The organism is Algoriphagus namhaensis, assembly GCF_042649705.1.
Taxonomy (GTDB): Bacteria; Bacteroidota; Bacteroidia; order Cytophagales; family Cyclobacteriaceae; genus Algoriphagus; species Algoriphagus namhaensis.
The window spans coordinates 1,956,806-1,979,505 of sequence record NZ_JBHRZS010000007.1 but is presented as its reverse complement, the minus strand read 5'-3'; the positions used below and the strand labels follow the sequence as shown (position 1 = coordinate 1,979,505).

Below are 22,700 nucleotides of genomic sequence, written 5' to 3'. Positions count from 1 at the left end.
GTTGAATTCAAGCACTTTCAGTTTCTTTTCCATGATGATTTATTCTGTGATTAGTTTGATTTGCTCTTTCAGAAAACATCTTGATTCTTAGTGACTCTGAAGTAAATTAATTAAAACGGTCTATTTTAAGATGTTTATCTTCTGATAGACTGTACTCCCTGCCATTCGCACATCTACTTTTTGGGTTTTCTTACTTTTATGTCGTACTCGTCTAGCGTTCCCGTTATATTCAGATTTAGGTATCTCACTTTCTTATTTGGATCGAGTTCGATGATCTCATCTTGTTGAGATCCATCCTCTTTTTTTACTCCGAAAATTTTATTTCGAGCGGCTTGCTTGACCAAACTCCAGGGGATTCTCACATAGTAGTCGATGGTATTATTCATGTCCTGAGTACCGGAAAGGTCCATTTGTCCTAAGGTAGATGCGATGGTCATATTGGGGATCGAGATGATCCCATTGGTGATGTCCATGTGGTTTTGAAGAGTATCAAACCGGATATTGGTCAAATCCTTGTCTCCAAAATAGTCAGAAAGCATCATCACGGGATCGTAGTTTTCTAGGCGTCCATTGACCACTTTCACATCCATATGCACCTCGGATTGATCCAGGTCAGGAACAAAGTCAGGATAGACGCGAATATTTCCTGTGATATCGGCGGAGAGTTGACCGTGCAGGTTTTCAGAGACTATGGCGTCCTGACCGAAATTTTCAAACTTGAATAGAAGCTTGTCCAAATCTACATTGGTTAGGGTCATATTCGGCTTGAGATAAATATGCTTGGGATCGCTCCCATTGAAATAGCCATTCATCGCAATATTTCCGCCTGCGGCATCCAAACTAAGTGAGTCTACATAGATAAAATGATCCCTTGTCGTTCGAAATTGTCCAACAACATTTTTGAGATCCAAGCGATGATACATGAAGTGATCCACGTCCAACTGGAACCTCATATCCGAGAAGGGAAGCTCATAAAGATTGAAAGCTTCGGCATGTTCAATCACATCTTCAGTGCTCCTTTCATCAGTTGGATTTTTCTCCTTTGGTGGCTCAGGAGTGAAATTAGAGAGTGCATCAAAGTCAATAAATGCTGAAGTCAGACTGAAAGAGTTTTGCCTTTGGGCTTTTTCGGGATTTTCACCGAGGTAATAATCCATGGAGATATCAAAGACCGTTTTTCCCATTTTTCCATGAAAATTTTCTACTCTGAGTTGCTCATCTTCAAAATGAAATCGGCCGCTAAAATCTTCGAATCGCAAGGGATGAATTTTCATTTTACCCAATAGCTTATCCATCTGTATATCAATTGCTTGAAGAGTGTTTTGTTTGTAATTCATCCTGCTAGTCATATGAATCTCAAGCTTATCAAATTCTTCATGCTGATAGTCTTCAGGTACATAGTTTTTCCCTTGATAGGCAAAAAGGTCTTTTAGTCTCAGTAGGTTAGATTTTAGCGTGATATCTACCTCCACATCACCATTTAACTGATCTTGCATCCAAAAGCTATAGTCTCGGATCAAGCCATTAAAGTGGAAATCGGAATCATCAACAAAACCACTGAAGTCCACAATTTTTAAATCTTCATCTTTCACCAAAATATCCGCATGAAAGTCATGCAAGGTGTGTGGATAGTGTTTGAGGTCAGCATAGAAATCATCTATGAAAAACTCACCTACAGGAAGGTGTTTATACTCCGTAAAAGCATTTCCCAGCGCATCAAATGAAAATGCCAGACTCAGATTCTCGATTTGTTCATCGATGCCTGAGCTGTCTTTTTCACTGTAATTGCTCAATTCTTTGATATCGAGAAGGTCACTTTTGATTTCCAAATGCGCATTAACTGGATTGGGGGTATGATGGACGATGGCTGGGAGATCAGACAAAAAGCCTGTGATTGAGAGATTTGAATTACCCAAAATGAGGTCGAATTGGTCAAGTTCTGCCTTATTTCCATTCATGATCAGATGAGCATCTAAATCCGAAATTGAGGCAGGAAGCTCATCAGAATCAATAGAAAGATCTTCGATTTTGAGTTCTGCAAAATAGGCTTGATTTAGCTCATCCAATGCTCGTTCGGGATAGTCCAAATCGATGATATCGTGAAATCTGAGTTGCATCGCTACACGGCCGCTGGCATTTTGGATTCCACTTAACTCAAGAAAACTTGCAATAAATCCTAAATCGAAATCTGCATCCAAGCTCATGTCAATGTCTGGAGCCTCAAAGTTCTTGACCAAGAGAGAGCCTTTAAACTGTCCTTGCTCCAAATTGGCACTCATGCCTTCCAGCAAAAACTCCATAGTGCTGAAATCCCTGCTTTCTCCATTGGTAAAATGACCTGAAAAGCCCATTTCATTGATTCGTTTTTTTACAGAGGAGTTTTCCAGATAGGCCTCACTTGCCCCAAATTCGGCATTAATCAGTGGCTGCCGACCGTTTGTCGTAGGACCTTTCAGACTGGCGTTTAGGTAGATGTTTCCGGCATTTTCGTAGCGCTCCAAAACCGGGATGATCTCAGTAGGAGCAAAAGCGATAAACATATCAAAGCTGGGCTTAGTGCCTTTTATCGAAATGTCTACAGTCATCTCCTGTTTGGTGTCTATGCTTCCTTCTAGCTCAAAATCACCATGCTCTAGAGTTATTCCTGAGGGTTCAAATCTGAGCATGCCACTACTTTCGTCATAAGTAAGATCGGTATGAAACTCAAAATGCTTGTCTTTGAAATAGGTGGTATCGCCATCATCGATCACATTGAGTTCAAACTCTGTATCCACATGTGCAGCGATCTGGGCATCATTAGAATTAAATCCGCCTTCTGCCCAATAAATCAAAGTTTGAATATCTAGGTTGGTAGCCTCTTCTCGCTGATGGATGTCTAAATTCTTGAGGCTAATTTTTCGTAAATGGATATCTAAAGCAGGCGAACTCTCACTTTGTGAAGGACTTGAAATAGCATTTACCAGATTCGTTGTACCATCTGTGTGTAGGACAATATCCAGATAGCCATCCTCGATAATGAGGGATTGGATATCATAGTTTCCTGCTGCCAAATCCCAAATGGAAAAGCCAACATAGATATCCTTCACATCTAAAATGAGTGGTGAATTAGGATCTTTATTTTCCCTTATGACTACATCATCTATTCTTACTGAGATATAGGGGAAATTCTTAAATGGTGCGAGATGAACCTTACCCACACTAATTTGCCCGCTGTAAGTCTTGTTTAATTCCACAAGTTGAGACTGCACGATGGCATCTTGTCTCGTATACGCCACAAGCAAAAGAGTAGAAATCACAAGTAAAGTCAGGGCAAAGGTCCCTAGTAGAATGCGCTTGATCAGCTTTGTATTCATCAATTATAAAACTAAGGATTTTGAGGCGGGGTTTGAAAAGACAAACTCGAATTAATTCAGGTTCAATCTACATCGTTAAATTTTTTGATTCTGCGGAGAGGAAAGATCTTTAATCTCTTTTGACTATTTCTAATTTAGGCCCTACTCTAAAGTTTGATTTTTTTTACAATGCGACAATTGTAAATTGTATTTTTTTAAGAAGATCCCCGCCGAAGTTTGATGAAGTTAAATCGGTTAAAAATTATTTTTATCAGTATTGGTTTAGTTCTGATAATTGCCTTATTAGTTGTACCAACTCTGATTAAGTCATATGTGGTCAAAAATAGCCCTGAGTTAATAGGTCGCCAGGTAGCGCTTGAAAATTTACGCTATAATTATTTCACCAGTACGGTTCGTGCTCATGATTTCAAAATGTTTGAGGCAAATGGGGAGGATGTTTTTGTGTCTTTTGATACGCTGTTGCTGGATTTGGAGCCACTAAAGTTTCTTCAAAACACGATTTCCATTGAGCAATTTTATGTAAGTGGACTTTTTGGTGAAATCGTAATGGAGGAGTCCTCCTTCAATTTTGATGATCTTTTAGCCTTCCATTTGGCAGAGGATAGTACCGTAGTAGAGGAAGAATCTGAGGCTTTTAAATATGAAATCTCAAATATAGAATTCAAGGATGTCGATTTTAAGTTTGAGGATAAAACTGTAGAAAAAGTCACCGAAATACGTGATGCCGATGTGATAATTCCATTTATCGCCTGGGATCAAAATGCTAAAAGTAATGCTGATATAGCTTTTGAATTAGATCGAGGCGGATCATTCCAATCCAGTTTTAATTTTGATCCTGAATCTGGAGATTTTGACGCGGAGGTTACCGTGACGAAGCTTTATTTGGATCCCTTCTTTGAATACGTGAAAGAATATGCTGACATCAATTCTTTTGAGGGATATGTGGATGCGAAGGTTTCTTTGATTGGAAATGCCTTTGATCCCATAAAGACTATAGTGGCAGTGGATGCGAGAGCTTTCGATTTTGAAATGACAGATACAACTGATCAAAGATTTTTAGGTGCCGAGGAAGCCCATTTCGTGGCCAGTAAGATAGATTATGACAACTCATTCTATCAGATCGATAAGATCGAAGTCCTGAACTCTTATACCTTCTTCCAGCTGGATTCGGCGTCAAATAATTTCTTTCGAATCTTCCGCTTGGATGAAGAAAGTACTCAAGATTCGACCAGTAGAAATCTAGAGGCAGAGACTGAAGAAAGTATTGAATACCGGATAGGTGAGTTGATACTGCATCAAGGAGCGCTAGACTATACGGATAATCTTACAGGTGAGCCCTTTGAATATAAGCTGACGGAAATTGAGATAGATTCTAAGGAATTGAATAGTGATTCCGATTGGTTGACGATCAATTCTACCATGATTCTAAATGGGAGAGGCAATCTGACCGCTGCTTTAGGGATCAACCCTTCTGACTACGATAATCTCAATTTGGATATTACTGTTGAGAAATTCCTGCTACCTGATCTGAATATCTATACCAATTACTATATGGGGCATAGTGTGGTGAGAGGGGATATGTATTACTATTCCAACTCAAAAATTGTGGACGGACAGATCGTTAGCGAGAATCGACTTCTTGTGAAGGATGCTAAGCTAGAGACTACAGAAGGGGGACTTTATAGTTTACCGTTGAAATTTGCCTTTTTCCTTTTGACTGATCGCAATGGTGATGTAGACTTAGAGATTCCGGTACGTGGAGACTTAAATGATCCAACCTTGAAACTGAGTACTATCATTTGGAATACCTTCAAAAATGTAATTGACAAAGTTGTCTTGGCTCCTGTTGATTTCTTGGTGGGTTTGGTTGGCGGAGACCCAAAGGAACTTGAAGAAATTGTATTCGACTATACCGATACTATTCCTGGCAATAAACAGTTTAGACAGCTTGCCAAGTTGGTTGATTTGGAACAGAAAAAAGATGGTTTGGCGATTACCCTGAATTACTATGTAGATCAGGATCTTCAAAATGAAGCAATTGCAAAAAATCTAATCGGGGCAGAATTCAATGGGGAAAAACAGGACTATCAAAAAGATGAAGAGGAGTTTCAAGAATTCGTCATTGGTAAGGTAGGTTCAGATTCATTGTCGTTTGAAGAGGCAATTAGATTCCTAACGAAGGATCAAAATATTGACAGTATTCGAAGGGCTCGAACTGATCTACTCTTCAAATATGTGAACGATCATCTCAAAGAAGAAAAACCCACCACGGAGATAAAAATTGAAATGGGTGATCCGGAAGCTCCAGAAAATATTGGAGCCTATCCTATTTTTAAAATCACTTATGATATGCTTTCAATCCCAGCCGATTCTACTTCGATAAATTAGAGTTTAGCACGTCTGTTGACCATTGTTTTTTCTATGCTAATATCATATTCGGTTGGATTTTGAATTAGCATAGAGTAAATCTTGTTAAAGATCCTTTGGGAAAGATGAGTTGATGGGGTACAAAAAAATCGCAATCCTAAGAGGATTGCGATTCATACATTGATCGTTTTGATTTGCTGATCATTGGAAAAGCATTGGAGTAAATTGGGTCAAGTAAACTCTCCAATTTCTCCAAATATGTCCACCCTCGCTCTCTACATAGTTATACTCCATACCCATGCTATCCAATTTGCTTCTATATTCTTTGTTGGCATCATAGAGAAAATCTGTCTTTCCAATAGCAATCCAATAGAGCTTGTAGCCATTATCCATTTGGGTTTTGAGGGTTTGGTCAAAATCGCTGTAGACTTTGCCTGTTGCATCTTCACGAGCCATGATAGCGGCTGAGAATAGGCCTACATAATCAAATGTGTTTGGGTAGTATCTGGAAATATGCAAAGAATGATAGCCACCCATCGAAAGGCCCGCAATGGCTCTATTTTCTTTATTAGCCTTTACTTGGTAGTTACTTTCTACAAACTTGATAATATCCTCAAAAGCGCCTTCGTAGGTACCGTCCATGGTTTTTGGAACCATAAATTGCGGTTTGTAATAACCTTTATTGCCTTCACCTGGAGCCGCATCTTGAATTACATTTCCATTCGGCATCACCACGATCATTGGTTTTACTTTTTTTTCTGCAATTAGGTTATCCAAAATTTGAGCAGTACGGCCCAAAGAAATCCAAGCTTCCTCATCTCCCCCAGCTCCATGTAGAAGATAAAGCACAGGGTAGTCATCCTTTGAAGTTTCGTATCCAGGTGGAGTGTAGATGGTTATTCTTCTATCCATACCCAATCCTGGAGAATCATACCATCTTCTTGTAACAGTGCCATGCGGAACATCCTGCGTGCGATAAAGATCGGCTTGACCATTTCCCACAATAAAGATATTGGTCACAGAAGCCACATCACGAATGAGAAAAGGGTTATTAGGATCGGTTGTTTTAAATCCGTCAATGATAAATGAGTAGCCATAAAGTTCCGAGGGTAAAGGCTCGCTTTTAAACGACCAAACTCCTTTATCGTCTTTTGTTAAATCAGCCTTACCGGGACCGTCCATTGGCCCCATTTGGGTTTCAATTTTAACGCTAGGAAGAAAGTCTCCAGTGACTTGCACCACATCTGCCTCCGGAGCAAAAAGCCTGAAGGTAACAGACCCGTCTTCGTGGACTTCTGGTGATGTAATATTTTGCCCTCCAAAGAGCGCTTCCTGAGCATTGGAACTTAAAATCAGTCCGCAAAGGAAGAATACACTGAGAAATAATCGTTTGTTCATAGTCTTGGGGTTTAATAGGTTAATTGTAAATATGAATTGATCTAGCCTCGGCCTTTCTATTCATAAGCCATGGCTATTCACTTAATTTAAGTTGTTGATCTTTTTTAAGTCCTCGGTTAATTTTTGGGAGGGCGTTTTTTATTACTGAATCCCGCTCGGTAAGTAGTTTCCCTTGCATTGAAGTATAGTACTCAAATTGTAGTTTTTGGTCAGTAGTCCAAGGACCAATATAATCTCCCACCTCAGAGTACAGCGAGCGGATACGACTGGATAATTCACCATATTTTCTGCTGATCTCCTTGAGCGGAGCGACAGTCTTAGCATCCAAACTTACCTTGTCTTTTTCAAGCTTATTCAGTTGCTGAGCAAGCTTTTGAATATCCTCGCTGTCTGTTGAAATTTGATTGGATAAAGCTAAAATTTCGAATTGCGAGGCAGTCCATTCTTTTCTCACATCCAGTGATACATCTAGCCTAGGGTCATCACTTACTCTGAATTTCTGCTCCTGCACAGCTCCATTGACCTCGAGTCTAGCGGTGTAGAGTCCCGGCACCACGTATGGGCCGCGCATTCTCGATCTCGGGCCGGTTTCGATTTGGTGTCTGAGATCCCACATCACGCGGTGAACTCCTGCCTCTTGTTCGGGTTTTACTTCATCTACGAGCTTCCCTGCGGCATCAAAGATTTGGAGTTTGATTGCGTCGGTTGCCACAGAATCTTTCAGATAGTAATCTATGGCTGCGCCAAACGCTGGATTTTCACCTCGATAATACATATCTCCGGTATGTGCTCCATCTCTGGAGTAATTGATGATTTCGGCATCGGAAATGGAGAATAAAGCAGCTGATTGATTCAGAACTTCTGGACTTATTTCCTGAAGTGCATTCAAGTGATCCAAGATCCAAACTCCACGACCGTGCGTACCAAGAATCAGATCATTGTCACGAGGATGGATAACCAGGTCATTGAAAGGCAGCATAGGCATATTGCTGCGCAACTCCACCCAATGCTGTCCAGCATCGATACTGATAAATAGACCTAATTCGGTACCGAGATAGAGCAAATCAGGATTTTTAGGGTCTTCTCTTAAAGTTCTTGCAACACGATCTGCAGGCAAATCACCTGCTATAGATTTCCAGGTTTTACCATAGTCATCTGTTCGGTAGATGTAATTGTTGAAATCATCGTTTCGGTAATTATTGATAGCAACATAGGCTCTTCCGGCCTGATGAGAAGACGGCTCAAAGGTATTGATCCAAGTCTCTTTAGGAAGCCCAGATAATTGGCTCGTTACATCATTCCAAGTTTGTCCATAATCCCATGAAACCTGCAAGAGTCCGTCGTCTGTTCCGGCATAGAGCATTCCTGGAGTATGGAGATCCTCAGCAATGGCCGTAAGGGTAGGGTAGTATGGAATTCCATCATCTAAGGAGGCGGTATTTTCATCCGGCCTTTGGCCCATAATGAGAAGTTCTCTTCGATTTACTTTGGTGGTTAGATCGCCTAAAGAAGTCCAAGTGGCTCCATTATCGGTGCTTTTCCAAAGGACATTCGTTCCCGCGTAAATGGTATTATCATCGTGATAAGAAAGGAAGAAAGGCCCATCCCAATTGCCGGGTGCCATGGCATTTCCCAATTCTGGTTCAGGAATTCCGGGGCCCCAAGCATCCCAATTTCTTCTGGCACCAATTCGGCCTTTGGGATCACCTGGACGAATATCTTGGCGCTGACCGGTTTTCATATTCAGACGGGAAAGCCCCAGGTATTGTGATTCCGTGTATACTACGTCTGGATCGTTTCGGTCTACCAAATTCAAAAAGCCATCACCACCTCCAAGACGTTTCCAGTCTTCATTCAGAATACCATCCGCTCGGTAGGTTTCACTTGGGCCTACCCAGCTGCCGTTGTCTTGAAGTCCTCCGTAGACATTGTAAGGCTTGGCGTTATCTACCGCCACTCGATAGTATTGGCTTACGGGTAAATTGCTGATAAATAGCCACTTGATCCCTCTGTCGTACGAAATACCGATACCTCCATCGTCACCTTTGATCACATGGCGGGAATCTTTTGGGTTGACCCAAAGGATTCTATCATCCCCATGAAGTGACTGACGAGGAGCTGTGAAGGTACGTCCACTATCGCTAGAATAGCTATACTGATTCATCATGTAGATTCTGGACTCGTCACTTGGATCTACGAGGGGTTGAGAAGCGTACATAGGACGAGGATTCCAGTCACTCATCAGCTCCCAGCTTTCGCCTCGGTCCTTGCTTCGATAGAGTCCTGCTCTTCGCTCATTATAAGCCGTGGAGGCATTGTATTGGTATCCTTGCTCCAAAGAGATAAACACCACTTCAGGGTTGCTTCGGTAAATAGAAATACCGATTCGTCCATAATCTCCTTCTGGCAAGCCATTGCTCAATTCTTTCCAGGTCTTACCTCCATCTGTGGATTTATGCAAACCGCTTCCCGGTCCGCCGCCGTGAAAGCCATAGGGTTTTCTTCTTCTTTGGTAAGTAGCTGCATAAAGGATATTTGGATCTTCAGGATCCATAGCCACGTCCACTACGCCGGTATTTTCATCCACGTAAATCAATCGCTCCCAAGTCTCTCCACCGTCTTCAGTTTTGTATAAGCCTCTTTCTTCATTTGGACCCCACAGGTGGCCCATGGCTGCCACATAGGCAACAAGCGTATCCGTAGGATGTAGGGCTATTCTCCCTATATGATGTGACTCTTTTAATCCAACATTTTTCCAGGTTTTTCCGCCATCATGAGATTTGTAGACCCCGTCTCCCCAGGAGGAACTCTGTCTATTGGCACGCTCACCAGTACCCACCCACAGTATATTTGGATGATTTTGGTGCAAAGCGATGGCGCCAACCGAGTGGGTCGCTTCATTTTCAAAAACTGGTTCAAAAGAGATTCCATTGTCGGTAGTTTTCCAGATGCCTCCAGTTGCCGTGGCTGCATAAAAAGTGTAGGGATCGGATTCCAAAACAGCCAGGTCCACGATTCTGCCGCTCATGGTGGCAGGACCTATATTTCTGAGAGGAAGACCGTTAAGGAGTTCACTGGTGAGTTTTTGGGCAAAACCGCTTCCGGATAGGATGAGTGCTCCAAAAAGGAGGAGGGATTTGATTTTCATAATTTGAGTGACTTAAAGTTGGAATTTAAGCAGAGCAGATCAGAGTACAAATTGTTTTTGAGGAGCGGTTGTGTAGGAAGTAGATCAAGGTTCTAGTTTTGCTCAATTGGAATAGTTCTTATTTCTGACTTTCAATGTCTTATACTTTTGAAGCCTTTGCATTGGGATCTATTTGTGTGGGGCAGGTTGCTTTATGATAAACATAATGTTACTTTTCTGTAATGTGGGCACTGTTTGATCATTGGCAATTCTTGGCCGGCTTGGGCATTTTCCTATTTGGGATGCATGAGTTGGAGACTAGCTTAGAAGTCTTGGGTGGAAAAACTTTCCGGAGGTATCTAAGAACTTCAACCAATAAGCCCATTTATGCAGTATTTACCGGTGCATTTTCCACAGCCATACTACAAAGTAGTTCTGTTGTCACTTTGATGCTCTTGGCTTTTGTGGGAGCTGGGATTATCACCTTTCAAAACTCCATAGGAGTTGTTTTAGGAGCGAACCTTGGTACCACTTTCACCGCTTGGCTGGTGGCGATTTTTGGTTTTTCTTTCAAAATCGAGGCCTTTTCACTTCCGCTTATTGCTGTGGGTTCTCTAGGAAGAGCCTTCACTACAAGTAATGAACGATTGATCAGCACTTTTCAATTGATCGCCGGATTTGGTTTTTTGTTTTTTGGGCTAGACTATATGAAATCGAGTATCGATGAAGTTGCTGCTCAATTGGATATTACACAGTTTACTGGTTATGGTAATTTTGCATTTCTTTTGGTAGGCTTGGTTTTTACGGCTATTGTGCAATCCAGCTCTGCAACTATCGTCATAGCCCTAAGTGTATTGAATGCTGGACTCATTTCATTTGCGGCAGCAGGTAGCTTGGTGATCGGGGCTAATTTGGGGACCACCGTAACGATCATTATCGGTTCTTTGGGCAAGGGCCTGGTGGCTAAAAAGCGTGTGGCATTTGCTCACCTTTTCTTCAATATAATCACTGCAGCCGTTGCCTTTCCTATTTTGACTTTGATGGTCTGGTTTATCCAAGACATTTTAGAAGTAGAGAACCCACTCTATGCGCTCACCTCATTTCATACCATTTTTAATCTGATAGGTGTTGCGCTTTTTCTTCCTTTCATCAAACCATTTGCTCGTTTGCTCGAAAGAATGGTCAAAGACAAAAGTGTAACCGTTGCGGAGTATATCAGCCAACTACTTCCCAATGATGCAGAGGCGGCCATAGTTGCTTTGGAGCAGGAATTGGAACACATGATGGAAATAGTCATTCAGCTGAATGCTCTCGCTTTGCAACTCAGTGGGAAGGGTATCTTGAAACCAAAGAATGAGGGTTTACCATTGGGGAAGAAAAAGAAGTGGATGGAAAAAAGAAGTTTCATCTCTATTTATCAAGATGTCAAAAAACTTGAAGTGGAGATTCTACATTTCTTTGCGGAGCTCCAAAAGCAACCCATCAACGAAGCCGAGGCTACACGATTGGCAGACCTCATGAGTGGGATTCGCAACTTGGTTTATTCGGCAAAAAGCATGAAGGATATCCTTCATAATATTGATGAACTGGACAATATTGATAAAGTAGCGATTCAAGATAAATTGATAGAAATCCAGCAGTTCCAAGAGGAATTTTACCATGAGGCCTATAGAATTTCGATTGAAGCAAACCGGACTGCAGAATGGACAGATATTCAGAACTTAATGCAAAAAAGTAAGGGTCGGTATATGTCTTTTACAAAACAGATTTATCAAGACATTAGCGATGGAGTGATTAATGAAGAACAAGTTTCCACGCTTTTGCGGGTGAATCGGGAAATCTACAATTCGGACAAATTTCTTATGCGTTCCATATCCATGTATTCCACTCACAAGGATGTAGATCAAGAACTTGAGGAGTCCCCAGCTTTTCGCTAATTATTTGGGTTTAAGGCCAAAACAAGCCTCCTTGATTTTAGAAATCTCCTACTTATCTGCTTGAATTATCCAAGGATAGGCATCTCTGAAACCTAGACGCCAAGCACTGTGAGAGTGACCAAGGCCCTTTACCACATTTGATCTGATATTGCTTTCGGGCACCCCATGGTTCAAGAGGGTTTCCTTCATCTTTTCCATATTTTGAATGGTAGAAGGTTCTAGTTCCCCGGCGTTGAAATAGATTTTTTGATCCAGAAGATTTTCATTTTCAAGGTGCAAGGTGTATACCTCATCATTGACCCAAAATGAAGGAGATAAGACTACAGCCGAACCAAAGGTGTCTGGGTATTTCATAAGCATAAAATATGACATTAGCCCGCCAAAGGAAGCTCCGCCAATCACTGTGGATTGCGGGTCTTTTTTGGTTCTATACCGCTGATCGATCCATGGTTTGACTTGCTCCACGATCCATTTTGCATGTTGGTCTCCACTAAAAGAATTGTCTGAAAACCACTCCGATGAGGGTAGGGGTTTATATTCCTGCCCGCGGTTATCCGAATGATAAAGTCCAACGATAATCGATTGCTCTTGGGGTCTGTCACCTAGGCTATCCATGACCTCGTCCAATTGCCATTCGGTCCCGCCAAAGATCTTTTGATCGAAAAGAAATTGTCCATCCAAAAAGTAGAGCACTGAATAGTGCAGGGTGTCGGCATCATAGTTTGCAGGCAAATAAACGGCTATAGTTCTATTTTGATCTTGCGCGTCGATTGGAATAGCCTTCGATAGGATTTGCACATTTGGTGAAGCTGTGGATTCCATCTGAGCCAGTCGCTCTTCCAGCCTTTTGTCGTCAAGGGTTTGTGAGATTTTTTTAAAAATTATAAATCCCGCAAGCAAAAGGAATACGGCTCCAATTGAATAAATCAGGATCTTCTTCAAGGGATAGTTCAATTTTTTTCTCTGATTGAAAGCAGCAATTGATCGTAGTTTTCCATTATTCTATTGGCTGCTTCCAGAAGATCTGTTATCATTAGCGTACTTATGGCCACTACATTCTGAAAGTTTTCACTCGAATAGGTGTCGGCAGCCTGATAGTCTTTAGATTCGATCAGGCCATCGCTTTTCATGATGTCCACGATAAGTCCTTGTTGGACCGAGTATGGGATGACATTGGAGTACATGTCGTTCTCAAGATAATCTAACCCCTTGTTGTAGTATTCGATAGATTCGACAAGATCTTGCATGTTTTCTGTTAATTCGGGCCAATGAATAATCTTCTTTTCTGGACCTAATTCACTCTCCACGATGGGGAGTTTAATGGCCTGGGTATAAAAAAATATCATTCTATTAATCCTCTGAATCTTCTGAGAGTCCGCAAGGTTTTCACCTTTGTTATTTAAAAAGGTAATTCGCTGCTCCACTTTTTGTTCTAGATAGGAAATTACATCTTCTAATTCCGTTTTGCCTTCTACTATTTCATCTTCAAGATTCTGAAGTGCCTGATTGGATTGATTGACCAGTTTTCGGTTTTCGTTCCAATTATTTATCGACAGGGCGATCAAAATCCCGATGACTACGAGAATAATTTCTCCCAAAGCATATTTCAAATACTTTACAGTTCGGTGGGCAGGTTTGCCGGTTTTTCCTTCCGAAAGTAAGTTCAATCTGATATTTCTAAAGAATTTTAGCATTAATTATCGCTTGGTCAAAATGAAATACACGGGTATTCCTTTAGACAGTTTCCCGAAAGCATTTCCTAAATACAATCCACCTCAAATGGGTATAAGAACCTAAAGAAATATATGAAGCAGCCTAAGTTATTCATTGACTTTGACGTACACAAGTTACAACGGCAAGCCCCAACTTCACCTTACCTGGCTGTTAAATTCCATTAGCCAAACTGAGAGTTTTGAATCCCAAAGGGCTTTGCAATTCAATTTTAAAGGGGATTGCAATATGGGGGCAACGCTTTTTTCGCCCAAAGTAGTCTCATAGTCAATGAATTACGTATTTGTGAATAGTGAAAAAAAATTGTTATCTTCTTAAGCAAATCAACGGGGCCTCTGGACTTCTATTTTTCCACTTTCCGTGATGCGAGATTAGCTAGCGGGATAAACCATTTTTAGCATGAGCATTGAAGATTATATAGCAGATTTAGATCAGCGTTTTTTCCAAAACCAATTATCTGCGCCATTTAAAACCGAGCTGAAACAGCTACCATTAGACCGGAAGGATGTCTTGGAGTTTGTTGAGCGTACCTTTCGTTTTATGCACATGGGGAAGGTTTCAGCAAAAGATATTTCTCTCATTACAGCGCAGGCACTTGGAACCTTGATGGCTAGGATTTTGCCTGGAGGCTGGGAAGGGAAGGTACCGCCAGTCACCCTCCCTGGAAGGCATATTGCGATGGATGAGCTCTTGAAAAACTCCGAGTTTGGTCAAAAGGAGAATGTAGATATGCTCGATATTGGCTGTGGTTTTCCTCCCTACACTACCTTGGATACGGCAAAACTCTTCCCGAACTGGAACATCACAGGAGTAGATCCTTCACTGCCACTTTACTTGCTCTATGATGATCAGGGCAACTATGCCACCCTTGATGAAAACAAACAAACGGTTTATTTTCAACCGGCTTTGCCTTCTCTAGAAAATTGGAATGAATTGCTTTCAGACTACGAAGGCACCAAGCGAAGATTTGAAGCTTTGCTCGAAGAGCTACTCCAAAACCCAACTACTTGCCGCTATGCTTTGCCTAGGGTGGAAATAAATCCTATCCTTCAACATGAAACTGCTAAACTCAGATTTAAAAATGGGGGAATAGGTCAAGTGGATATTGAGCCCCAAGATGTGATCCGTTGCTTCAATGTGCTGATTTACTTTGATAATCCCTTTTTTGAAAGAGCCTTAAGTTGGTTTTCGGACCATCTAAAAGAAGGAGGTATGCTGCTGATCGGTGCAAATTGGACTGGTTCATCGGAGTCGTATTATTCTATATACCGTAAGCTGAAAGGCAAACTTATTAAATCAGAGTTTGCCTTTAGTTTGGACTGCATTGCACCTTTCGCGATAATACCCTGGTATGCCAATCATGATGATGATGCGCAGACTAAGGAACTCATGGATTATGTAAGCAGGATCAGAAGCGATGATGCTTTCATGCAGGAGTTTTACGCCCTTCACGATGCGGATAGAAAGCGACTAAATATCTGTGCAAGAGATGAAAATGGCTATTACGGCGGACCAGACCCGAATATGGGCCCTCATGCCATGTGGGGAGGGATTGTAAGTTTACTTCAAGGATTGAATGATGCAGGGCTGAATACCAAGGCAGCAGAAGTTCTTAAGGCTTCAGGATTAAATGTCACAGTGAATGCTGTGGGACACGTTTCAGTTGCCTTTTAGTTCCTCTCAGGAGTCATTTGGGTTTTTGATTTTCATTAGTCCAAATTCATTTATCTTTGCTTGAAATTTCTCTCAAAAAGCATGAATAAAAAAACTGTCCAAGTCGGTCTCGTACAGCTAAGTTGCTCAGCTGATGTGGCTGAGAATATGAAAAAAACCATCGCAGGCATCCGTGAGGCGGCCGCCAAAGGAGCTCAGGTTGTGGTACTTCAGGAGCTATTTCGCTCGCTGTACTTCTGTGATGTGGAGGATTATGACAATTTTAATTTAGCAGAAGCCATCCCAGGCCCATCTACAGATAGTCTTGGAGCTCTCGCAAAAGAGCTTGGAGTGGTCATCGTTGCCTCACTTTTTGAGAAAAGAGCCGAAGGACTTTATCATAACACCACAGCGGTGCTTGATGCAGATGGTTCTTATTTGGGCAAGTACAGAAAAATGCATATTCCGGATGATCCGGGATATTATGAGAAGTTTTATTTTACCCCTGGAGATCTCGGTTACAAAGTTTTTCCTACCAAATTTGGAAAGATCGGCGTACTCATCTGCTGGGATCAGTGGTATCCTGAAGCGGCAAGAATTACCGCTTTGAAAGGAGCAGATTTTTTGGTTTATCCCACGGCTATCGGTTGGGCGCATTCACAAGATGAGGCCACCAATGATGAGCAGTATGGAGCTTGGCAAACGATTCAGCGATCGCACGCGGTTGCCAATGGTATTCCCGTAGTCTCTGTGAATCGTACCGGAGTAGAAGGTCCCATGCAGTTTTGGGGAGGTAGCTTCGTCTCTAATGCCTTTGGTAGAGTAACCTATAAAGCCCCCCATCTCGAAGAAGAAATTCATGTGGAGGAATTGGATTTGACCGGATCGGATCGCTATCGTACCCATTGGCCTTTCTTGAGAGACCGAAGAATAGACTCTTACGAGCCGATTACCAAGCGTTTTCTTGACGAGGGCTGAGTATGAAAGACATCTTTGCGATAGCTAAAAATGGGGAAGCTACTCCGGTAGAACTGGGGTATCATTTCCCTGCCGAATTTGCCCCTCAGGAATCCATGTGGCTTTCTTGGCCGCATAAGGAAGAGTCTTGGCCAGGTAAAATTGAGAAAATCTATGCCCCCTATGCACAGTTTGTGAAAGAGGTGGCCAAGGGACAAAAGGTAAATATCAACGTGGCCGATGAGGCCATGAAAGCCTTTGCGATGGGCCATTTAGAACGAGCAGGAGTGGATCTAAATCGGGTTTTCTTTCACTTTTTCCCCACCAATGATGCTTGGTGTAGAGATCATGGACCTGCTTTTGTGATCAATCCAAACGCGGAACAAAAAAAGGCGATCGTCAAATGGAACTACAATGCCTGGGGAGATAAATACCCTCCGTACGATCTAGACAATCAGATTCCGATTCGTATTGCGGAGAATTTAGGGATTCCATATTTCAAACCTGGAATCGTCATGGAGGGAGGTTCGGTAGAATTCAACGGGCAGGGAACTCTCCTTACCTCAACTGCTTGCCTGCTAAACAAGAATAGAAACCCTCAGCTCAACCAAGCTCAAATCGAGCAATACCTTTGTGATTATTATGGCGTGTCGAATATTCTTTGGGTGGGAGATGGGATTATAGGTGATGATACCGATGGACACATCGATGATATCACCCGCTTTGTGAATGCCGACACCGTGGTGACGGTGGTGGAGGAAAATAAGTCCGACGAGAATCACGAAATACTGGCCGAAAATCTGGATTTACTTAAAAAAATGAGGCTAGAAAACGGCAAGCAGCTCAATATCGTGGAGCTTCCCATGCCGAGTCCTGTTATCTGGGAAGATCAGCGACTTCCAGCTTCCTATGCCAATTTCTACATTGGAAATGACGTGGTGGTGGTACCAACTTTTCGGGATAACAATGACCAAAAAGCACTAGATATCCTTACGGATTGCTTTCCAGACAGACGGGTAATTGGAATCGACAGCACAGATATTATTTGGGGCTTGGGGTCTTTTCACTGTTTGAGTCAGCAGGAACCAGCGGTTTAAAAAGTATGAAGGCTGAAATAGCAAGAGAGTAGGCAGTGGCAGTAGGCAGTCGCAGTTCTCAGGAGGCAGTTTTTAAGGATGAATTCTGAAGTCCTGAGATTGGCGGAGGAGGTAGGGGCTGCTGGATTAGATTTGAACCGAGCTCTATTAAAAGGCCCAAAATCGGTCAAATAATTTAGTTTGTTAGGAACATTTTGCCTGTTTTAACTTCTTAACAATCCAAAAATTAAAAGCGGTAAATAACCTACCAGAACATTTAATAAAGCCATGCCATAATTAAATCGTTGAATTTTAGCTACTCCGATAATTAGTAGACCAAAAGACCAAAGCCAGACCAAATAAATGATTCCGTAATTAAGATTTTCAAGACTTGGTTCAATTCCGAAAACAAAAATTGAAAATTGATAAATTAGGACTAGGCATAATGGGAATAACGAAAGGGAGCAAACATTTACCATTTTTCTTAGGGTGGATTCTCCTTTCCAAATCTTTCCAAATAGCTTAATAAGTCCAGGGATAATTAAGCCAAGCATCAAGAAAGAAAATCCAATACCTGAAGCCATTGCTAGAATGAAAGCCCAAACTTTTTCTCCTTCATCAAAAATTGAGGCTATATCTGGATATGAGTCCAGCCCGGAAATGAAACCGGCTGCTATGATTGGTAAAACCAATAATGGTTGCTTTTCTCTAGATGCCAATTCTTCAAAAGTAGCTTTGGGATTAAGCCAAATGCTTTTGTATAGATCCATGCTTTATTATATAGAGCTTGTTTATATGTAGGGGCTTTTCTTGCTTATTTTCTTCATTTGGATCGCTAAAAACGGGTTTATCGGTTTTAATTGTTTTCCAGTTCCGGCTTTTGCTTTCAAAAATACTTGTGCTCCCTCTTATCTACCTCACTAAAATAGGGGAACCTTTGCTAATGCCAATCTTTTTTAGTTGAAAAATTTCAACTGGCGTTTCCCCTTTTTGACTGCCCTGGGTTTGCGGAGCTAATGACTGCCACTACTTCTGAAAACTGGGCTACTGACGAATCACTCGACCATCTTCCATTTCTATGGTCCTGTCGGTGCCGGCAGCAAACTCAGGATCGTGTGTGACAATGAGCATACTCTGGTGAAACTCGGCCGCGAGCTCTTGGAATATACCGAAAACAATATCCGAGTTTTTCTTATCCAAATTACCCGTAGGTTCATCTCCCATGATGAGCAATGGATCATTGATCAAAGCCCGGGCAATGGCTACGCGCTGTTTTTGACCACCTGATAGCTGGTTGGGCTTTTTGAGCGCATGATCTTGCATATCAAAGATTTTCAGCTTTTCCATAGCCTTATGTTCCAGTTCCTCTCGTGTGAGCTTGCCTAATTTCAGCCCAGGGATTAAGACATTGTCTAGGGTGGAAAATTCATTTAAGAGGTAGTGAAATTGGAAAACGAAGCCAATTTTTTCATTTCTCAGCCGAGAGAGGTGATTGGCAGATTTGCCTGTGATGAGCTCATGGTCTATGATCAGCTCTCCTTTATAGTCGGTATCCATGGTGGATAGAATGTACAGCAAAGTGGATTTCCCACAGCCGCTTTTACCCACAACAGAGACAAACTCACCACGATTAATGGTGAAACTCACTTCTTTCAGAACTTGAGTTTCCTTCGGGACGTGAAAGAATTTGTCAATATTTTTTGCTTCGAGAACGGCCTGCTTTTCCATGATTATTTTCCTCGAATAATGTCCACAGGATCGATAGCACTTGCTTTTCGAGCAGGTAAGTATCCGGCAAAGTAGGTCGTGATAATGCTGAAGACTCCGCCGATGGTGTAGTATTTCAGGCTGTAATCCACTGGAAAGGTTTTAATCGTGGGAAGGGCTTCGGTTTCAAAGGGGATTTGATCTATGCCCAAACAGGTGAAGTAGCCAAAAATCAATCCTAAACCCCCTCCAAAAAAACCAATGGACAAAGCAATGGTAATGAAAATCCACTTGACATCTGTTCCATTGAAACCTGTGGCCTTCAGAATGGCGATGGTATCCAGCTTTTCATAGATCATCATATTCAGAATATTGTAAATCCCGAAGCCGGAGACGACTAGAAGGGTGATCCCGACTGCATAGCTGATCAGGGATCGAATGTCCGAACCTGTTTCAAATTGTGCATTGACCGTTTGAATATCATCGGCTTCGATATTGAAGATATCCCGGAAGTCATTTGCAAACATGGGAGCCTCGTTGAAATCCCAGAGCTTGACTTGAATATCGGTAAGATAGGAATTGGATTCGCCAAGCATCTTCTGAACCGTGCTGATCGAGGCAAAGCTATTGACATTGTCATATTCGGCAAGACCGGATTGGTAGTAGCCCACTACTTTTAGTTGAAGTCGGTTTCCCTGGGCGGTGGTGACTTGCACCACATCTCCGATATCGGCGAGCATTCGATCCGCCACTCCTTTTCCCAAAATGACACTATTGGTTTGATTCAGATCCAAAGGGTTGCCTGTGGTGACATAGTCCGAAAAAGCGAAAAGTTCACTCTCTTTTTCCGGATCGATTCCATTGACCATTCCCGTCAAATCAATGGAGCCCACATTATAAAAAACCTGTGCAGAAACCTTGGTGCTGATGCCTTTGACCCGCTCGTCATTTGAAAGGGTCTTGATGATGGATTCTGAGTTGTATATGGCTAGCCGCGAGTTGCTGGGTTTGATGGATCGGATGACATTAAAGTCACCACCTAAAAGTACGGATTGATCGATGGGTTGATTTGGATTAGGCTTAATCTGATTGTAAAAACGGACGTGGGGCGTACGGTTCAATACCAAGCCATCCAAAAGTGAATTGAGCCCATTCATAAAGCCTAGCAAGGAGACAAACATGGTAATGCTGAAGGTGACTCCCACAGCTGCTACTAAGGTCTGCTTGACTCGGGCAAACATCAGGGCTCTTGCTATCTCTATGATTAGGCCTGTTTTCATTTTCCAGGTTTCATCAATTCGGTGCTTTCATCAATACCGGAAAGGATTTCTGCCGACTCATAATTCTTAATTCCTATTTCTACAGAAAGAGTGTCTCCATCGGCATTCAGGACAAATTGGTCCTCGATCAGGAAAGTGCGTGGAATAATCAAGACATTTTCTCGACGAGCTAAAATGATATTTGCCTCCAAACTCAGGTTGGGATAGAGAGGGTTTGGTTCTTTAGTAAACTTAGCCTCCAGGGTAAAACTTTTAGTGGCGGCATCCATCAGTGGATAAACTTTGGTGACTATGGCTTCGAAGGTTTCTCCTTTGAAACTATCCATGGTCACGACTAGAGTTTGTCCCACCTTCACCTTTGAGATATCATATTCATCCACGACCAGCTCTAGCAAGAATTCATCAGCACTTCCCAAAACAGCCAAAGGAGTTTGTGGGGTGACCATTTCGCCTTTTTCTTTCAGAATGGCATAAACTCTTCCATCTATTTTGCTTTTCAGGACATACTCGCTCTCGAGAACTCTGCTGATGGCCAGATTTTTCCGAGCACTTTTTTCGTTGAACTCGATTTCCTTTTTTAAGTCCTCGTATTTCAAAAGTGCTGTTTCGTAAGTGGTTTTGGAGTTTTTGTAGGCCAATTCTTTTTGTTCCAATTCTATTTTGGACCCAATATTCTGCTCCCAGAGATTTTGCTGCTTGGCATAGAGAGAGGAGTCATTTTGCATTTTGCTTCTTGCAAAATTGATATTCAACTCCAGATCGCGAAGTCGACTTTGGTTGGCTTGTAGGTCAGCATAAGCGCTAGCGATTTCGGCATTTTCACGACTCAGTTTTTCCCGCTCCGAAAAAACAGCAAGAAGGGGCTGGCCCACACTTACGGTATCACCTTCCTCTACAAAAATAGCCTGAATAGGCCCAGTCGCAGAAGTATAGCTTTGGTATTGATCCACGGCTTTGATTCTACCTGAAGCATACACCGACTCGGTGATATCAGCGCGCTGAGGAAAGGTCGTTTCCCCATCTTCGGTGCCGCAGCTGACCACCATCAGACCCAAAAGGGGAAGCAAAAATAGTTTTCGAATCTTTAGATAATCCACGATGCTTAGATTTTGATCCTTTGATCAAATAAAGACATTATTCGACAGAGATTTGGTGATAATTATCATTTTTGCACGGTTAATGAAAATAAATTCGCACTATTTTCTCCTTTCGATTTTCTAAAACATTAGCCTCTAAAATTGACTTTATCAAAGAAATAGTATTGAATGAATCGAGCATTACTTATCCTCATCAGCATTTTATTTTTCACTAGTTGCGCCTTCAGGTCCATCCTTCGAGACAAGGAAATCACCTATACCAACGGGGTGATGGATAGATCTTTGCCTCAGAAGGAGTTGAACGTTTTTTCGCCTAAGAAAGGGACTGATCACCCAGTCTTGATTTTTTATTACGGTGGAAGTTGGGAGAGCGGGAAAAAGGAGATATACGACTTCATGGGGAGTCGATTGGCGAGGAGAGGCTTGGTGGTAGTGATTCCGGATTATCCTTTGGCTCCTGATTATCAGATCAATGATATGGAAAATGCCGGGGTAGAGGCTTTACTTTGGGCAAAATATAATGTGGCAAAGTATGGAGGCGATCCAGATAAGATCATTGTGAATGGACACTCAGCAGGAGCGCATTTGGCGTCGCTTTTGGCGCTGAAAGATGAAATTTGGGACTCCCTTGGTATGGGAAACCCGATTGCAGGCGCGATTTTGAATGATCCTGCCGGACTGGACATGAAGTGGTTTTTAGAGGAGACTAGGGAATCGGGAGAAGGAGAGCGCTATTACAATGCCTTCACGGACCAGCCAGATGTTTGGGAGAAGTATAGCACCATTTATTACCTAGATAACCCAGAAGTACCTACATTGATTTTGGAGGGGGAGCGAACCTACCCAGGAATTCGAATGGCAGTTGCCAGATTCAGAGCTAAAGCTGATTCACTTGGGATTCCGATTGATTACAGTTTTCACCCCAAGAAAAAGCACATTCCCATGATCACCCAGTACTTTTGGACTTGGTCTCAAGGGTTTGATGATATTCTTGACTTTGTAGAAAAGCTTGATTAG

Annotated in this window: 15 protein-coding genes; 6 read left to right on the top strand and 9 right to left on the bottom strand. The window is 42.1% G+C overall.

Features of this window, described 5'->3' with window-relative positions:
• Positions 1–173 precede the first annotated feature (173 nt).
• Positions 174–3,353 (bottom strand): AsmA-like C-terminal region-containing protein, encoded by a 3,180-nt coding sequence (locus ACFOSV_RS16885; RefSeq protein WP_377907225.1) that lies wholly within the window; start codon positions 3,351–3,353, stop codon positions 174–176.
• A 219-nt stretch (positions 3,354–3,572) separates the two neighbouring features.
• On the opposite strand from ACFOSV_RS16885, the gene ACFOSV_RS16880 reads away from it, so the two are divergent.
• Positions 3,573–5,741, top strand: coding sequence for a DUF748 domain-containing protein (locus ACFOSV_RS16880; protein WP_449224153.1), 2,169 nt, complete (start codon positions 3,573–3,575; stop codon positions 5,739–5,741).
• A 180-nt stretch (positions 5,742–5,921) separates the two neighbouring features.
• Here ACFOSV_RS16880 and ACFOSV_RS16875 read toward each other — a convergent pair whose 3' ends face one another.
• Positions 5,922–7,118, bottom strand: coding sequence for an esterase (locus tag ACFOSV_RS16875; RefSeq protein WP_377907223.1), 1,197 nt, complete (start codon positions 7,116–7,118; stop codon positions 5,922–5,924).
• Between the two features lie 73 nt (positions 7,119–7,191).
• Complete coding sequence (locus tag ACFOSV_RS16870; RefSeq protein ID WP_377907222.1) at positions 7,192–10,266, bottom strand: VPS10 domain-containing protein; 3,075 nt, start codon at positions 10,264–10,266, stop codon at positions 7,192–7,194.
• Between the two features lie 221 nt (positions 10,267–10,487).
• Here ACFOSV_RS16870 and ACFOSV_RS16865 point away from each other — a divergent pair, with 221 nt between their 5' ends.
• Complete coding sequence (locus tag ACFOSV_RS16865; RefSeq protein ID WP_377907221.1) at positions 10,488–12,182, top strand: Na/Pi cotransporter family protein; 1,695 nt, start codon at positions 10,488–10,490, stop codon at positions 12,180–12,182.
• Between the two features lie 48 nt (positions 12,183–12,230).
• Here ACFOSV_RS16865 and ACFOSV_RS16860 read toward each other — a convergent pair whose 3' ends face one another.
• Both ACFOSV_RS16860 and ACFOSV_RS16855 read right to left on the bottom strand, forming a co-directional pair.
• Entirely contained in the window at positions 12,231–13,124 is an 894-nt protein-coding gene (locus tag ACFOSV_RS16860) for an alpha/beta hydrolase (protein ID WP_377907220.1), read from the bottom strand.
• Positions 13,125–13,132: 8 nt separating this feature from the next.
• A complete protein-coding gene (locus tag ACFOSV_RS16855) occupies positions 13,133–13,876 on the bottom strand; it encodes a DUF6090 family protein (protein WP_377907219.1) in 744 nt (247 codons plus the stop codon).
• Positions 13,877–14,312: 436 nt separating this feature from the next.
• Here ACFOSV_RS16855 and ACFOSV_RS16850 point away from each other — a divergent pair, with 436 nt between their 5' ends.
• The 3 genes from ACFOSV_RS16850 to ACFOSV_RS16840 all read left to right on the top strand — a co-directional run bounded on the left by ACFOSV_RS16850 (position 14,313) and on the right by ACFOSV_RS16840 (position 17,620).
• Positions 14,313–15,587, top strand: a complete 1,275-nt coding sequence (locus tag ACFOSV_RS16850) for a CheR family methyltransferase (RefSeq protein WP_377907218.1) — start codon at positions 14,313–14,315, stop codon at positions 15,585–15,587.
• An 81-nt stretch (positions 15,588–15,668) separates the two neighbouring features.
• Positions 15,669–16,544: a carbon-nitrogen hydrolase gene (locus tag ACFOSV_RS16845; RefSeq protein WP_377907217.1), complete on the top strand. Its 876-nt coding sequence runs from the start codon at positions 15,669–15,671 to the stop codon at positions 16,542–16,544.
• A 2-nt stretch (positions 16,545–16,546) separates the two neighbouring features.
• Entirely contained in the window at positions 16,547–17,620 is a 1,074-nt protein-coding gene (locus ACFOSV_RS16840; RefSeq protein ID WP_377907216.1) for an agmatine deiminase family protein, read from the top strand.
• A gap of 203 nt (positions 17,621–17,823) precedes the next feature.
• On the opposite strand, the gene ACFOSV_RS16835 is transcribed toward ACFOSV_RS16840, so the two are convergent.
• The 4 genes from ACFOSV_RS16835 to ACFOSV_RS16820 form a co-directional block, all read right to left on the bottom strand.
• Complete coding sequence (locus tag ACFOSV_RS16835; RefSeq protein WP_377907215.1) at positions 17,824–18,369, bottom strand: Yip1 family protein; 546 nt, start codon at positions 18,367–18,369, stop codon at positions 17,824–17,826.
• A 274-nt stretch (positions 18,370–18,643) separates the two neighbouring features.
• Entirely contained in the window at positions 18,644–19,327 is a 684-nt protein-coding gene (locus tag ACFOSV_RS16830; RefSeq protein ID WP_377907214.1) for an ABC transporter ATP-binding protein, read from the bottom strand.
• A gap of 2 nt (positions 19,328–19,329) precedes the next feature.
• Positions 19,330–20,586, bottom strand: a complete 1,257-nt coding sequence (locus ACFOSV_RS16825; protein WP_377907213.1) for an ABC transporter permease — start codon at positions 20,584–20,586, stop codon at positions 19,330–19,332.
• On the bottom strand, positions 20,583–21,683 hold the full coding sequence (locus ACFOSV_RS16820) for an efflux RND transporter periplasmic adaptor subunit (RefSeq protein WP_377907212.1): 1,101 nt from the start codon (positions 21,681–21,683) through the stop codon (positions 20,583–20,585). Before ACFOSV_RS16820 ends, ACFOSV_RS16825 begins: the two co-directional genes overlap by 4 nt.
• A 168-nt stretch (positions 21,684–21,851) precedes the next feature.
• On the opposite strand from ACFOSV_RS16820, the gene ACFOSV_RS16815 reads away from it, so the two are divergent.
• Complete coding sequence (locus tag ACFOSV_RS16815) at positions 21,852–22,700, top strand: alpha/beta hydrolase (RefSeq protein ID WP_377907211.1); 849 nt, start codon at positions 21,852–21,854, stop codon at positions 22,698–22,700.

Excerpts from the sequence above, each read along its gene's own strand:
- ACFOSV_RS16885 (WP_377907225.1), bottom strand. The coding sequence starts at position 3,353 with ATGAATACAAAGCTGATCAAGCGCATTCTACTAGGGACCTTTGCCCTG.
- ACFOSV_RS16880 (WP_449224153.1), top strand. The coding sequence starts at position 3,573 with ATGAAGTTAAATCGGTTAAAAATTATTTTTATCAGTATTGGTTTAGTT.
- ACFOSV_RS16875 (WP_377907223.1), bottom strand. The coding sequence starts at position 7,118 with ATGAACAAACGATTATTTCTCAGTGTATTCTTCCTTTGCGGACTGATT.
- ACFOSV_RS16870 (WP_377907222.1), bottom strand. The coding sequence starts at position 10,266 with ATGAAAATCAAATCCCTCCTCCTTTTTGGAGCACTCATCCTATCCGGA.
- ACFOSV_RS16865 (WP_377907221.1), top strand. The coding sequence starts at position 10,488 with ATGTGGGCACTGTTTGATCATTGGCAATTCTTGGCCGGCTTGGGCATT.
- ACFOSV_RS16855 (WP_377907219.1), bottom strand. The coding sequence starts at position 13,876 with ATGCTAAAATTCTTTAGAAATATCAGATTGAACTTACTTTCGGAAGGA.
- ACFOSV_RS16850 (WP_377907218.1), top strand. The coding sequence starts at position 14,313 with ATGAGCATTGAAGATTATATAGCAGATTTAGATCAGCGTTTTTTCCAA.
- ACFOSV_RS16845 (WP_377907217.1), top strand. The coding sequence starts at position 15,669 with ATGAATAAAAAAACTGTCCAAGTCGGTCTCGTACAGCTAAGTTGCTCA.
- ACFOSV_RS16840 (WP_377907216.1), top strand. The coding sequence starts at position 16,547 with ATGAAAGACATCTTTGCGATAGCTAAAAATGGGGAAGCTACTCCGGTA.
- ACFOSV_RS16835 (WP_377907215.1), bottom strand. The coding sequence starts at position 18,369 with ATGGATCTATACAAAAGCATTTGGCTTAATCCCAAAGCTACTTTTGAA.
- ACFOSV_RS16830 (WP_377907214.1), bottom strand. The coding sequence starts at position 19,327 with ATGGAAAAGCAGGCCGTTCTCGAAGCAAAAAATATTGACAAATTCTTT.
- ACFOSV_RS16825 (WP_377907213.1), bottom strand. The coding sequence starts at position 20,586 with ATGAAAACAGGCCTAATCATAGAGATAGCAAGAGCCCTGATGTTTGCC.
- ACFOSV_RS16815 (WP_377907211.1), top strand. The coding sequence starts at position 21,852 with ATGAATCGAGCATTACTTATCCTCATCAGCATTTTATTTTTCACTAGT.